This is a genomic window from Citrobacter sp. ANG330 (genome assembly GCF_047467925.1).
Taxonomy (GTDB): Bacteria; Pseudomonadota; Gammaproteobacteria; order Enterobacterales; family Enterobacteriaceae; genus Citrobacter_A; species Citrobacter_A amalonaticus_G.
The window spans coordinates 152,475-166,146 of record NZ_JASJUI010000001.1; the positions used below are offsets into that span (position 1 = coordinate 152,475).

Below are 13,672 nucleotides of genomic sequence, written 5' to 3' on the forward strand. Positions count from 1 at the left end.
GTACCACATCGGCGCATTTTGTGTGTTGTTCAATAAATTCGAACATAGGATTCGATATATTGCGCTTTCTCTGCGACAGGATTGTGAATACAGTGTCAACAAGCAACGGGGCACAGCCCATTCAAACATCTATAAGGAAACACCCATGAGCAAGGTATTAGTTCTCAAATCCAGTATTCTGGCAGGGTACTCTCAGTCAGGTCAGTTGTCTGATTATTTTGTTGAACAGTGGCGTGAAAAACATTCTGCCGACGAAATCACCGTTCGTGACCTGGCTGCTAATCCTGTCCCGGTGCTGGATGGCGAACTGGTGGGTGCCCTGCGCCCGAGCGACGCGCCGCTTACACCACGTCAAGAAGAGGCGCTGGCGCTGTCTGATGAGCTGATTGCTGAACTGAAAGCGCACGACGTCATTGTTATCGCGGCGCCGATGTACAACTTCAACATCCCGACGCAGCTGAAAAACTACTTTGACCTGATTGCCCGTGCTGGCGTAACGTTCCGCTACACCGAGAAAGGTCCGGAAGGTCTGGTGACCGGCAAACGTGCGGTGATCCTCTCCAGCCGCGGCGGTATTCACAAAGATACGCCAACCGACCTGATTGCGCCGTACCTGAAAGTTTTCCTCGGCTTTATTGGTATCACCGACGTGAACTTTGTGTTCGCAGAAGGGATTGCTTACGGTCCGGAAGTGGCGACTAAAGCGCAGTCTGACGCGAAAGCCGCCATCGATAGCGTGGTTGCAGCATAAGTTCTTCTCCTCCCGCTGCGGCGGGAGGTTCTTTATCACTTCGCCTGATAACGCAAATATCCCACCACGCCGTTACTTGCACCATCACTCGGATGATTCACCCCGTCAGTGACTTCCACGCAGGGAAAGTCAAACGGCGACACATTCTCAATGCATGCCACGTTAACGCCATATTGATCCGGGCTGGAGCGCCGCTGGTGGAAAGTGTAAATCCCACACACTGAACAGAAAAAGTGCCTTGCTGTGCCGGTATTGAAACGATACTCCGTAAGTTTATCCTGTCCTGAGAGAACCGTTATCCCCATCAATGGCGCAGAAACCACTACCGCCCCCCGCATCCGACAAAATGAACAGTTACAACGCCGGATGGTATTGAATCCATCGCTAAGTTGAACGGTAAATTTGACAGCCCCGCAGTGACATTGCGCATTTCTTTTTTCAGTCATGGTAAACCTCCGCCTTATGCCTTTTGCGCAATACTGTCCAGGGTCGCCAGCACTTCCGCTGAAAGAATCAGATCCCCTGCCGCCATATTTTCATGCAAATGTGTCACCGACGATGTGCCTGGTATCAGTAAAATATTCGGTGAGCGATGCAGCAACCACGCCAGCGCAACCTGCATCGGCGTTGCATTGAGGCTCGCGGCGACATCGGAGAGCGTTGAGGACTGCAGCGGCGTGAACCCGCCCAGTGGGAAAAAGGGGACATAAGCAATACCGTCTTCTGCCAGCGCGTCGATTAACGCGTCATCCTCACGATGGGCAATATTGTATTCATTCTGTACGCAGACCACGTCTGCCATACTGCGCGCCTGCGCCACCTGGCTTGCAGTCACATTGCTCAGACCGATGTGTCTGACCAGTCCCTGCTGCTGAAGCTCAGCCAGCACGCTGAAACTCTCTTCAATCGATCCTTCATGCGGGCCGTGACCGTCGCCCAGCATAATGCGTAAGTTAACGACATCCAGGACATCCAGCCCCAGGTTTCGCAGATTGTCGTGAACCGCTTTCTTGAGTTCATCTGGCGAAAACGCGGGCAGCCAGGATGCATCGTCGCCACGCCGGGCGCCGATTTTAGTGACAATCACCAGATCGTCCGGATAAGGATGCAGCGCTTCGCGAATGATTTGATTGGTCACGTGCGGACCGTAAAAATCGCTGGTATCAATATGATTAACCCCCAGCGCGATCGCTTCCCGAAGCACGGTCAAGGCAACATGACGATCGCGGGGTGGACCAAAAACACCAGGCCCCGCCAGTTGCATCGCCCCATACCCTATACGTTTGACCTGCCGGGAACCGAGAGTAAACGTTTCTGTGATGCCGTGACTTGCCATAACTGCCCCTTCTGCTGAATAGCGCGTAAGAAAAGAGAGTATAGAAACTTACCCTGCAAATTATTACGCGTCACCCGACAAAAAGAAAAACCGCAGACGACAATTTGAAAGGATTATTTCCGCAGCCACTTCCCGTTAATGCCCTGGACATATTCTCCGGGTTTCGCCCGCTCAACCAGTTTCTGTCCGGCCATTTTTGCCACTTCGTCAACGGGAAGCTGATGGCTTTCGGCCAGTTGCTGATAGCTGACGGCTCTCGCCTTATTGATTTCACTCACTAACGCCCGCGTCTGCGCATCCTGTTTCAGTGCGACCAGATAACCATTGTACGTTTCGCCAACCCGGCCCTGGCTTCTGGCTTCACTTAACGTCAGCGCGAAAGCGCTGCCACTTAATAAACTCAGAATCAGCGTCGCCAGAATAAAGGTTTTTTTCATTATCACCTCAGAACAAGTCGCTGCGGGATTTGAGCAGGCTTTCAACGTCTTTATCCACTTTGATATGGATCTCATGCTCAATTTTGACGTTCATATTGATAGTGATGGGCTCTTTGGGTGCCGCGACTTCAATGCGCGGCGTACAGCCCGTGACTAACAACAGCGGGAGAAGCACCAGCACGGCGGTCATTGTTTTCATTGGGGTTCCTCACATTCCTTGCCTTTCGAACAGGTTTTATCTGGCAGCGCCGCATTTTGTTCAAGCCATGCCTGTAGATTGTCGCCAAAGCGCAGACTGCGCCACAGCGTAAAAACATTCTCTTCGTGGGTGTAATTGAGATTAACCGTGCCGACCTTGCCATCGACCCGACTGTTGCCGGTGACCTGTGCCTGCATCGTCAATACGCCCAGATTGTCTAAATTGATTTTGGTCCATGAGTGGGCAATCTCCATATACCGTAACCAGTTGATGGCCGCCCCCGCCGCCATATTATCTTTCACCACCGCATCGGCGGTGTCTTTGTCGATACGCAGCGTCATCGGTCCGGGATTGGTTAACCAGCCGTCTTTGATAATCCATTTTTCATTGTTCAGCCACAGAGGGAGCGCGCCGCTCACCGGCCCGGACATGGCAAACTGCTTTGGATTCACCGCGCTGATAAGTTCGCTTGAAGAGATGTTTTGCACTCGCACCAGCGCCGGATCGTGCTGCGGCATGCGCAGTTGCTGCATGGAAACCTTGCCACCCAGCACATCGACGCTTACATCCGTGAGCAGCAGCGGATCGGCTTCACTCCACGGGTAAGCCCCCTCCAGATCGGCTGTAATATTCGTGGCAGTCACCTGGTTGACCACTTCAGCAATGCGCAGTGAAACCGGCCCGCGCGTCCCCAGTTGCCACGCGCCTTCACTAAAGCGGAACGGCAATACGAAATCGACGCCGTTGATCTGGTTATCCGGCATCCATGCGCTGCCGCCTTTTAAGACGCCGTGACCACCGGCCTCAAATCCCTGCTCCGCGGCCACCGAGAACGCCACCTGAGCGTACAGTTCGCCCTCACGTAATTTCATTTTCCATTCAGGCGGCACCAGCGGCTGGAATACCTCCAGCGACTGTTTTGGCCACCAGGCCTGACCGCGCAAACGCAGGCCATCCCAACGACCGTTCAGCCTGACAGGGCCGATCGCCCCGGCATGTAAATCACCTTTGAACTGGAAAAAAGTCGGATCGCGCCCGTCTACGCTGAATTTGAGCGTTGAAGGCGGTAAGACGCTTCCCCCCGAGAAATGGGTTTCTCCGGCATCAAACGAGAGCGCTCCGCTAAACCGGGGGTGCGCTGCATCACGTACCCATTCGACTGGTTGATCCATTACCAGGCGCGGCGTCTCCACCTTCATGGTGCCGTACTGAAGCTGGTCAAAGCCGGTGGACAAATCGGTTAGGGTAATGATGTTGTCATGCCACTCGCCTTTGCCGGCCACATCCCATTTTGCGTGCATCGGCGTAAAGCTGCCCTCGCCCCAGTAGCGCCACTGCCAGCGCCCCGCATCGGGCAGAAAATCATTTGCCAGACCGTCCAGGTGCAGGACGAAATCCCCCATCAGATTCTCATGAGCGCGCAGAATCGCCTGCAATCGTCCGTCCACGCCACGCTGAGTGACCTTCACGCCCGCCAGCGGCCAGCGGATTTCGTCGATATCCAGCGAATCGATAACCCGTCCGCGCGAGCGCAGCAGCGCACCCGGTTCAAATGCCAGTTCCGGATCGGTCAGGCTACCGGTCAACCTGGCAGGCAGTCTGGCATAGAAAATTAAATCATCCTGCTTGGCTTCACCGGTCAGTTGCAGCGGCATCGCGCTGTCGTCCATGCTCAGTTTTCCCGGACCAAACGAAAGCACCGCGTTGCCTTTCCCTGCTTCTCCCTGGGTCAGCACATTGAGCCGTCCGCTGATCACGGCGTTCTCGGTGCCCTCCTGCCAGTTATCCACTTTCACGCCCAGACGTCCGCTCAGCGGAAAACCCTGATAAGGCCACGACCAGCGACCATCGCTGATGGTTAACTGCTGGCGCGTGAGTTCCCACGGCAGATCGAGCAGCGGATCGGCATTATCCCGCGCCATGACAATCAACTGCCCGGCATTTTCACGCCATTCCAGTTCCGCATCGACCAGCGATGGCTCCTGCGGCAGGCTAAGTGTGGCGACAGTTCGCCCACTCACCGGCAGTCCATCCGGCACCAGCGGCATCATGAACTCCCCAACCAGTTTGACCGGTGGTTGCCCCTCAAAAGCCATCACATCGAGTTGGCTCACGGTCAGCGTCTGGCCGCGCAGTTGGCCTTGAAATTTTACCTTGTCGCCCTGATAACGAAGTTGCTGGACTGAAGAGGTCAGCGAGACGTTCAGTTTGCCCTGCCACACCTGCCAGGGGGAGAGAATGACGTTGTCGATGGTAATCCATGTGTTAGGCAACATAGCCTGCCATTCTGCCAGCGTACGTGGTGCGGCAGGAGACTGTTCCGTTTGCGGCAGTTTTGCCAGACACGCGGAGTCGAGTTCAAGCGTGCCCATATCCAGTTGCCAGCGGCTGGGATGCGACAACCGGGCCTGACTGACACGGGCTAACTGGCAATCATCAACCAGGTAGCGGAGCTCAGGAATAGATAAACCGTGGCGCGTGAATCGGGGGCTATCATCCAGTGCAATGCGTGTCCCGACCGGCAGCCAGATACCTGCCAGCGTCGGAACCCACCACCCCAGCGTCATCATAAGCGTGAGCGGGATAAGGATAACGAGTAAAAGTAGCGCCAGAACGGCTTTGTATTTACCCTTCATGGGCAGTTAATATCCTGATTTAGCGAAAAATTAAGCCGAATTAGGCTGCTATTGTGTCATGTTTGATTAAACATGCCCAGATTAAGAATAGATGCTCTAGAATTATTCATTATAGGTATGTCTTTCAATAAAATTTTATATTTTGTAAAATAATTTGAAATAATTAACTGTGACTCACCCTCACTGGAGAAAGTCTTATGAAACTCGCCGTCTACAGCACCAAACAGTACGACAAGAAGTACCTGCAGCAGGTTAACGAGGCTTTTGGCTTTGAGCTTGAATTCTTTGACTTTCTGTTGACGGAGAAAACCGCAAAGACCGCACATGGCTGCGAGGCTGTGTGTATCTTCGTAAACGATGATGGCAGCCGCCCGGTTCTCGAAGAGCTGAAGAATCATGGCGTTAAATATATTGCTCTGCGCTGTGCGGGCTTCAATAACGTCGATCTGGATGCGGCAAAAGAGCTGGGGCTGCAGGTCGTTCGCGTTCCGGCCTATTCTCCGGAAGCAGTCGCGGAACACGCCGTGGGCATGATGATGACGCTGAATAGACGTATTCATCGTGCTTATCAACGCACCCGCGACGCCAATTTCTCGCTGGAAGGGCTAACGGGTTTTACGATGCACGGAAAAACCGCAGGCGTGATTGGCACCGGGAAAATCGGCATCGCTGCCCTGCGTATTTTGAAAGGCTTTGGGATGCGCCTGCTGGCGTTTGATCCTTACCCCAGCGCGGCTGCGCTCGAACTCGGCGTAGAATATGTCGACCTGCAGACGCTGTTTGCCGAATCCGATGTGATTTCACTGCACTGCCCGTTAACACCAGAAAACTATCACCTGCTGAACCATGCAGCCTTTGATCAGATGAAGAACGGCGTCATGGTCATCAACACCAGTCGCGGCGCGCTGATCGATTCTCAGGCGGCGATTGAAGCGCTGAAAAATCAGAAAATTGGTTCCCTGGGGATGGACGTTTACGAAAATGAGCGCGATCTGTTCTTTGAAGATAAGTCGAACGACGTTATCCAGGATGATGTTTTCCGTCGCCTGTCGGCCTGTCATAACGTCCTGTTCACCGGGCATCAGGCTTTCCTGACCGCTGAAGCGTTGACCAGTATTTCTGAGACCACGCTGCAGAATTTACAGCAGTTAGCGAACGGAGAAACCTGCCCTAACGCCCTGTTCTGATCCGCCGGCCCTCCTGTTCTCAGGAGGGCATTTCAGAATTTCCCCAAAGCCACGGGTGATAAGTTCGGTATGCTGTCAGTGGCGATTACGTTTAAATGCAGAGAGTTAACATGAAGAAGGTCATAGCGCTGGCTGCGCTGAGCCTGCTGGTAGCAGGATGTGTAAGCAATGGAAAAGTGTCCGTCAGTCGTGAGCAATTACAGCATCACCGCTTTGTTCTGGAGAGTGTAGACGGCAAACCCGTCAACACGGCAGGCCAGCCGCTTGAGCTGAGCTTTGGTGAAAAGATGATGATCTCGGGCAATATGTGCAATCGCTTCAACGGTCAGGCTTCACTCTCAGAGGGTGCCTTGAAGGTAAAAGAGATGGCGATGACCCGGATGATGTGCGCCGATCCCTCGCTCAACGAGCTGGATAATACCCTTAGCACCATGCTTAAACAGGGCGCACAGGTTGATCTGACCGCGAACCAGCTCACCCTGGCCACTGCGGAACACACGTTAAGCTATAAGCTTGCTGATTTAATGCAGTAATGCGCGCTTAGTAGCTACCACAGCTTCCCGCGGCGAGGGATTGCTCGCTGCAACGTTTGCCGTTGGGAAGCGCGCACATGCCGATTGCCGATCCATCCAGTTGGCGAGCAACGGAAAGTGAACCGCCAATCATGGCGCAATTGGCTTCACCAGAACTGGTCATCGCTGCTTTTAAACCCGGTGCGACATGTGCTGCCGTCGCCTGCTGAACAGGTTCATTGTCACTGCTGCAAGCCGACAACAATAACGCGGCACATCCTACCCAAAACGCTGCGCGCATTTGACTCCCCTCATATTCTGTAAGCGTAAAACAAGCCGCACTAATAATAGGCATCCGAATTCGCCGCGTCGAGAGTCAAAACGCGCAATTATGCGACCCTGTCGCATTTTATTGCATTTTTTCACTTCGTTTTTGATCCCGCGGACCTGTTCCGCCGTTAAGCGCTTACCCGACGCGCGGTCAGATAGTGAGCCTGCCAGTATCGATTCGACAGATGTGACATTGTCACGCCTTGTGAACTGGAGGCATGAATAAAAGAATCATTGCCGATGTAGACGCCGACATGATGCACGTTCGGCTCGGTCTTAAAGAACACCAGATCGCCGACCCTCAACTCACGCTGATTGACCCTCTGCCCCATATGACTTTGCTCCTGTGCAGTACGCGGCAGGCGCTGATGGATAACCGACGCGATGATTCGGCGAGTGAAGGCGGAGCAATCAATACCGTTGCGGCTGTCGCCCCCCAGGCGGTAATCCGTTCCTCTCCACACCGCAAATTCACTCATAATGCGTTGCTTAAGTTGTGCTTTCTTATTCGGAACAAGCGCTTGCGAAAAGTGCCCTTCAGAATAAGAGAGTTGAGAAGAAGTATTAAATCCCCAGTCTTTAGCCTGCATTTTCACAAAAGCAAATGACGACGATGAGGCGGAAATAAGTAAAGTAAGCAGAAATATTCGAAGCATAATCTATTAAAAACAATCAATAAAATGAAAAAAAATCCAGACCTTTTGCGCACGAAAAATATTTATCTATAGTGATAAATAAAAGAGATATTTTTGTTATAACGTGTCTTTGCGTTGACATTGTCATTCGAGAAAACGAAGATTTACAGACACTTCCGTTCTGAATGATGCTCAGTATAGATGTGGATGCCCTGATACTGAACTTAAAAAATCTTATTAAGAAATTTACGGTGTAATGATAACGTTGAAGAGCGTAAATCCATTAAGTAAATTCTCAAAGAAAATATCCGTCCATTTTTGGATAATGTACTTTATATCGGTCATATTATTATCGGTCTTTGTAAAGGTAATTCGCCCCCTTCTCTGTAAGCCATAACTGAAGCATAACAAAAAGACACAATAAATATACAAACGGTAATTAGCGCTAAGTTATAAAATGGTTACTATTTTTGCGATCCTTGTGTCAATTTGTGCACTCGAAAGCGGCACAACTTCAAGGGAATAGAGGAAAGTCCTATACTGAAAGAATAACTATCAGGACGCTAAGTGGTTTCCCGCGTCCCTCTTTTTTGCGCAATGTAAGGGTGTCATATGATTACTATTGACGGTAATGGTGCAGTCGCCTCGGTGGCGTTTCGTACCAGTGAAGTTATCGCCATCTACCCCATTACGCCCAGTTCAACGATGGCCGAACAGGCGGATGCCTGGGCAGGCAACGGGCTAAAAAATGTCTGGGGAGATACGCCGCGCGTTGTTGAAATGCAGTCGGAAGGCGGCGCTATCGCTACCGTTCACGGGGCGCTGCAAACCGGCGCGCTTGCCACCTCCTTTACTTCTTCTCAGGGATTACTGCTGATGATCCCCACGCTGTACAAACTGGCGGGACAATTGACCCCTTTTGTACTGCATGTCGCCGCCCGTACCGTGGCCACCCACGCGCTGTCCATTTTTGGTGACCATTCTGACGTCATGGCGGTTCGCCAGACCGGCTGCGCCATGCTGTGCGCGGCGAGCGTACAGGAAGCGCAGGACTTTGCGCTGATCTCGCAAATTGCGACCCTGAAAAGCCGGGTTCCTTTTATTCATTTCTTTGATGGTTTCCGCACTTCCCATGAAATCAACAAAATCATCCCACTGGCCGATGACACTCTTCGCGGCCTGATGCCGCAGGCTGAAATTGATGCGCACCGCGCACGGGCGCTCAACCCGGAACACCCGGTGATCCGGGGAACATCAGCCAACCCGGATACATACTTCCAGTCCCGCGAAGCCACTAACCCCTGGTACGACGCCGTATACGATCATGTCGAACAAGCGATGAATGATTTCGCTGCCGCAACCGGTCGTCAGTATCAGCCGTTCGAATACTACGGTCATCCGCAGGCCGAACGGGTCATCATTCTGATGGGCTCTGCTATTGGCACCAGCGAAGAAGTGGTCGATGAACTGCTGACGCGCGGCGAGAAAGTCGGGGTGCTGAAAGTCCGTCTGTTCCGCCCTTTCTCAGCTAAACATTTGCTGCGGGCCTTGCCTGAATCCGTTCGCGCGGTTGCCGTACTCGATCGAACTAAAGAGCCAGGCGCCCAGGCGGAACCGCTCTATCTCGACGTCATGACTGCGCTGGCGGAAGCCTTCAACTGTGGTGAACGCGAAGCATTGCCACGCGTGATTGGCGGTCGCTACGGCCTCTCATCAAAAGAGTTTGGCCCGGACTGTGTGCTGGCCGTGTTTAATGAACTCAGCCAGACGAAACCCAAACCCCGCTTTACCGTCGGTATCTACGATGATGTGACTAACCTGTCGCTGCCGTTGCCGGACAACACCTTACCCACGACCGCCAAACTGGAGGCGCTGTTTTACGGTCTGGGCAGCGACGGCAGCGTTTCAGCAACCAAAAACAACATCAAGATCATCGGTAATTCGACGCCCTGGTATGCCCAGGGTTACTTTGTGTATGACTCCAAAAAGGCCGGTGGTCTGACGGTTTCTCACCTGCGCGTGAGTGAACAGCCGATCCGCTCTGCTTACCTGGTCTCACAGGCCGATTTCGTTGGCTGCCACCAGCTTCAGTTTATTGACAAGTACCTGATGGCCGAGCGTCTGAAGCCTGGTGGCATTTTCCTGCTGAATACGCCATATCCCGCCGAAGAGGTCTGGTCGCGGCTGCCGCAGGAAGTTCAGGCGGTACTGAACCAGAAGAAAGCGCGTTTTTACGTCATAAATGCAGCGAAAATCGCCCGTGAGTGTGGGCTGGCCGCACGTATTAATACCGTCATGCAGATGGCGTTTTTTCATCTGACTCAAATTCTGCCGGGCGACAGCGCGCTGGCTGAGCTTCAGGGAGCGATCGCCAAAAGCTACAGCAGCAAAGGCCAGGATCTGGTGGAGCGTAACTGGCAGGCACTGGCGCTGGCGCGGGAATCCATCGCCGCAGTGCCGCTGCAGTCGGTGGATCCGCACAGCGCCAACCGTCCGCCGGTGGTGTCTGACGCCGCGCCTGATTTTGTGAAAACCGTCACCGCAGCCATGCTCGCGGGTCTTGGCGACGCCCTTCCCGTCTCCGCGCTGCCGCCGGACGGCACCTGGCCGATGGGCACCACGCGCTGGGAAAAACGCAACATCGCCGAGGCGATTCCCATCTGGAAAGAGGAGCTTTGCACCCAGTGTAACCACTGCGTTGCCGCCTGCCCGCACTCGGCCATTCGTGCCAAAGTGGTTTCGCCGGACACGATGGAAAGCGCCCCCTCCAGCCTGCATTCACTGGATGTGAAATCGCGCGATATGCGCGGACAGAAATACGTTCTGCAGGTTGCACCGGAAGACTGCACCGGTTGTAATCTGTGCGTGGAAGTGTGCCCGGCGAAAGACCGACAAAATCCGGACATCAAGGCCATCAATATGATGTCCCGCCTTGAACATGTAGAAGAAGAGAAAGTGAATTATGACTTCTTCCTCAATCTGCCGGAAATTGACCGCAGCAAACTTGAGCGCATCGATATCCGTACGTCGCAGTTGATTACACCGCTGTTTGAGTATTCCGGTGCCTGTTCCGGCTGTGGTGAAACACCGTATATTAAGTTACTGACCCAGCTCTATGGCGACAGAATGCTGATCGCTAACGCTACCGGTTGTTCGTCTATTTACGGCGGTAACCTGCCTTCCACGCCGTACACGACCGATGCTAATGGACGCGGCCCCGCGTGGGCGAACTCCCTGTTTGAGGATAACGCAGAATTTGGTCTGGGCTTTCGCCTGACGGTCGATCAACACCGGGCCCGCGTGCTGCGCCTGCTCGCACAGTTTGCCGACCGGATCCCGGCCGAGCTTAACGATGCGCTACATGCAGAAGCGACACCAGAAGTGCGTCGTGAACAGGTTGCCGCGCTGCGTCAGCATCTGAAGGATGTTGAGGGTGCGCGGGAACTACTCACCGATGCCGATGCGCTGGTTGAAAAATCCATCTGGCTGATTGGGGGTGACGGCTGGGCTTACGATATTGGCTTTGGCGGACTTGATCATGTGATGAGTCTGACGGAAAACGTCAATATTCTGGTGCTGGATACGCAGTGCTATTCCAATACCGGCGGGCAGGCGTCAAAAGCCACGCCGCTCGGTGCGGTAACGAAATTCGGTGAGCACGGTAAGCGTAAAGCGCGCAAAGATCTGGGCGTCAGTATGATGATGTACGGTCATGTCTATGTCGCACAGATTTCGCTCGGGGCACAACTCAACCAGACCGTGAAGGCGATTCAGGAAGCAGAAGCGTATCCTGGCCCGTCGCTGATCATCGCCTACAGCCCTTGCGAAGAGCACGGCTATGATCTCGCGCTGAGTCACGATCAGATGCGCCAGTTGACGGCGACCGGCTTCTGGCCGCTTTACCGCTTTGATCCGCGCCGCGAAGCTGAAGGGAAATTACCGCTGGCGCTGGACTCTCGCCCGCCGTCAGATGCACTCGCTGAGACATTGCTCAATGAGCAGCGTTTCCGTCGCCTGAATGCACAACAACCAGAAGTGGCTGAGCAGTTATGGAAAGACGCCGCGGCGGATCTGCAAAAACGCTATGACTTCCTGGCGCAGCTGGCTGGTAAAGCAGAGAAGAGTAGTACCGACTAAGCTGGCTGTACGCCTTATCACTGCCTGAAAAAAAGCCCGAACATCTGTTCGGGCTTGTCATTATAAGTGTTGGCAAATCAGCACGTCGTACAGTAGACCAACAAAAAAGCAGTACGTGACAATAAAGGCATATAACCCGCGCAGAATATCGCATCATTTTTATTTTGTATAATTTTTATTTTATATATTTTATGCAATTATATTCACCCAAATTATTGTCATTTCACCAGAATTATTTATTTAAGGTTTCACTTAAGACGTAACAATTGATACTTATCTCTTTACGGAACTTCTCCTTTAGCATGTTTTTACTCCCCAACAGAGGGAGTGAAAGCTAAATATAAAACTAAAGGATTATTGCGATGAAAAGAAAAGTACTGGCCCTTGTCATCCCTGCCCTGTTAGCAGCAGGCGCAGCTCATGCTGCTGAAGTTTATAATAAAGACGGCAACAAATTAGATCTCTATGGCAAAGTTGATGGTCTGCATTATTTTTCTGATAATGCCAACAGTGATGGCGATCAAACTTATGTTCGTATGGGTTTTAAAGGTGAAACACAAATTAATGACCAACTGACCGGTTATGGCCAGTGGGAATATCAGGTTAACGCGAATACCACCGAAGGCGATCACGGCAACAGCTTTACCCGTCTTGGTTTTGCTGGCCTGAAATTTGGTGAGTACGGTTCATTCGACTACGGTCGTAACTACGGCGTTATGTATGACGTGGAAGGCTGGACCGATATGCTGCCTGAATTCGGCGGTGACTCCTACACCTATTCCGATAACTTTATGGTAGGCCGCACCAACGGTGTTGCCACCTACCGTAACACGGACTTCTTCGGTCTGGTAAACGGTCTGAACTTCGCGCTGCAGTATCAGGGTGCCAACGAAGATCAAATCACCAATGAACAGGAAGGCACCGGCAACGGCGGCGATCGCACCGTCCAGAACTCCAACGGCGACGGTTTCGGTATCTCTTCAACCTATGACTTCGGGATGGGCTTTAGCTTCGGTGCAGCCTATACCACCTCCGACCGTACCAACGAGCAAGTCAATGCTGGTGGTCGTGTCGCGGGCGGTGATAAGGCGGATGCATGGACGGCGGGTCTGAAATATGATGCCAACGACATTTATCTGGCTACCATGTACTCTGAAACCCGTAACATGACCCCGTATGGTGATGACGGCGTTGCAAACAAAACCCAGAACTTTGAAGTCACTGCGCAATACCAGTTCGACTTCGGACTGCGTCCGGCGGTGTCCTTCCTGATGTCAAAAGGTAAAGATCTGACCGGTCAGGGCAATGACGACAGCAAAGATCTGGTGAAATACGCGGATGTTGGCGCGACTTACTACTTCAACAAGAATATGTCCACCTACGTTGATTATAAAATCAACCTGCTGGATAACGACGACAACTTCTATTCTCGTAACAATATTAATACCGATGATGTCGTCGCACTCGGTTTGGTCTATCAGTTCTAAGATCTTCAGCCCGCTGGCAACGGCG

The 13,672-nt window shown here is 52.7% G+C and carries 12 protein-coding genes; 5 read left to right on the top strand and 7 right to left on the bottom strand.

The window, feature by feature from the left end; genetic code table 11:
• The first annotated feature begins 145 nt into the window (after positions 1 to 145).
• Entirely contained in the window at positions 146 to 751 is a 606-nt protein-coding gene (gene azoR, locus QNN88_RS00670; RefSeq protein ID WP_414238538.1) for an FMN-dependent NADH-azoreductase, read from the top strand.
• Between the two features lie 35 nt (positions 752 to 786).
• Here azoR and QNN88_RS00675 read toward each other — a convergent pair whose 3' ends face one another.
• From QNN88_RS00675 to QNN88_RS00695, 5 genes are all read right to left on the bottom strand, one after another.
• Entirely contained in the window at positions 787 to 1,197 is a 411-nt protein-coding gene (locus QNN88_RS00675) for a GFA family protein (RefSeq protein WP_414238539.1), read from the bottom strand.
• A gap of 14 nt (positions 1,198 to 1,211) precedes the next feature.
• Positions 1,212 to 2,087, bottom strand: coding sequence for an aldo/keto reductase family oxidoreductase (locus tag QNN88_RS00680; protein ID WP_414238540.1), 876 nt, complete (start codon positions 2,085 to 2,087; stop codon positions 1,212 to 1,214).
• Positions 2,088 to 2,200: 113 nt separating this feature from the next.
• Positions 2,201 to 2,524, bottom strand: a complete 324-nt coding sequence (locus QNN88_RS00685; RefSeq protein ID WP_414238541.1) for a YdbL family protein — start codon at positions 2,522 to 2,524, stop codon at positions 2,201 to 2,203.
• 7 nt (positions 2,525 to 2,531) lie between these two features.
• Positions 2,532 to 2,723 carry a YnbE family lipoprotein gene (locus tag QNN88_RS00690; RefSeq protein WP_414238542.1) on the bottom strand — a complete coding sequence of 64 codons (192 nt, stop codon included), beginning with the start codon at positions 2,721 to 2,723 and terminating at the stop codon, positions 2,532 to 2,534.
• Complete coding sequence (locus tag QNN88_RS00695; protein ID WP_414238543.1) at positions 2,720 to 5,359, bottom strand: YdbH family protein; 2,640 nt, start codon at positions 5,357 to 5,359, stop codon at positions 2,720 to 2,722. Before QNN88_RS00695 ends, QNN88_RS00690 begins: the two co-directional genes overlap by 4 nt.
• 197 nt (positions 5,360 to 5,556) lie before the next feature.
• On the opposite strand from QNN88_RS00695, the gene QNN88_RS00700 reads away from it, so the two are divergent.
• The gene (locus tag QNN88_RS00700; protein WP_414238544.1) at positions 5,557 to 6,546 is read left to right on the top strand and encodes a 2-hydroxyacid dehydrogenase; all 990 of its coding nucleotides are present in this window, start codon (positions 5,557 to 5,559) and stop codon (positions 6,544 to 6,546) included.
• Positions 6,547 to 6,656: 110 nt separating this feature from the next.
• Positions 6,657 to 7,079: a heat shock protein HslJ gene (gene hslJ / locus QNN88_RS00705; RefSeq protein ID WP_414238545.1), complete on the top strand. Its 423-nt coding sequence runs from the start codon at positions 6,657 to 6,659 to the stop codon at positions 7,077 to 7,079.
• Between the two features lie 7 nt (positions 7,080 to 7,086).
• Here hslJ and QNN88_RS00710 read toward each other — a convergent pair whose 3' ends face one another.
• Positions 7,087 to 7,359, bottom strand: a complete 273-nt coding sequence (locus tag QNN88_RS00710) for a DUF333 domain-containing protein (protein WP_125368165.1) — start codon at positions 7,357 to 7,359, stop codon at positions 7,087 to 7,089.
• Positions 7,360 to 7,516: 157 nt separating this feature from the next.
• A complete protein-coding gene (locus QNN88_RS00715; RefSeq protein WP_414238546.1) occupies positions 7,517 to 7,867 on the bottom strand; it encodes a C40 family peptidase in 351 nt (116 codons plus the stop codon).
• A 768-nt stretch (positions 7,868 to 8,635) separates the two neighbouring features.
• Here QNN88_RS00715 and nifJ point away from each other — a divergent pair.
• Complete coding sequence (nifJ, locus tag QNN88_RS00720; protein ID WP_414238547.1) at positions 8,636 to 12,160, top strand: pyruvate:ferredoxin (flavodoxin) oxidoreductase; 3,525 nt, start codon at positions 8,636 to 8,638, stop codon at positions 12,158 to 12,160.
• 362 nt (positions 12,161 to 12,522) lie between these two features.
• Positions 12,523 to 13,647, top strand: a complete 1,125-nt coding sequence (ompC, locus tag QNN88_RS00725) for a porin OmpC (RefSeq protein ID WP_414238548.1) — start codon at positions 12,523 to 12,525, stop codon at positions 13,645 to 13,647.
• Positions 13,648 to 13,672 lie beyond the last annotated feature (25 nt).

Bases quoted from the DNA above. Each gene is read 5' to 3' on its own strand.
- hslJ (WP_414238545.1), top strand. From the start codon at position 6,657: ATGAAGAAGGTCATAGCGCTGGCTGCGCTGAGCCTGCTGGTAGCAGGA.
- QNN88_RS00675 (WP_414238539.1), bottom strand. From the start codon at position 1,197: ATGACTGAAAAAAGAAATGCGCAATGTCACTGCGGGGCTGTCAAATTT.
- QNN88_RS00700 (WP_414238544.1), top strand. From the start codon at position 5,557: ATGAAACTCGCCGTCTACAGCACCAAACAGTACGACAAGAAGTACCTG.
- ompC (WP_414238548.1), top strand. From the start codon at position 12,523: ATGAAAAGAAAAGTACTGGCCCTTGTCATCCCTGCCCTGTTAGCAGCA.
- QNN88_RS00680 (WP_414238540.1), bottom strand. From the start codon at position 2,087: ATGGCAAGTCACGGCATCACAGAAACGTTTACTCTCGGTTCCCGGCAG.
- QNN88_RS00690 (WP_414238542.1), bottom strand. From the start codon at position 2,723: ATGAAAACAATGACCGCCGTGCTGGTGCTTCTCCCGCTGTTGTTAGTC.
- QNN88_RS00685 (WP_414238541.1), bottom strand. From the start codon at position 2,524: ATGAAAAAAACCTTTATTCTGGCGACGCTGATTCTGAGTTTATTAAGT.
- azoR (WP_414238538.1), top strand. From the start codon at position 146: ATGAGCAAGGTATTAGTTCTCAAATCCAGTATTCTGGCAGGGTACTCT.
- nifJ (WP_414238547.1), top strand. From the start codon at position 8,636: ATGATTACTATTGACGGTAATGGTGCAGTCGCCTCGGTGGCGTTTCGT.
- QNN88_RS00710 (WP_125368165.1), bottom strand. From the start codon at position 7,359: ATGCGCGCAGCGTTTTGGGTAGGATGTGCCGCGTTATTGTTGTCGGCT.
- QNN88_RS00695 (WP_414238543.1), bottom strand. From the start codon at position 5,359: ATGAAGGGTAAATACAAAGCCGTTCTGGCGCTACTTTTACTCGTTATC.
- QNN88_RS00715 (WP_414238546.1), bottom strand. From the start codon at position 7,867: ATGAGTGAATTTGCGGTGTGGAGAGGAACGGATTACCGCCTGGGGGGC.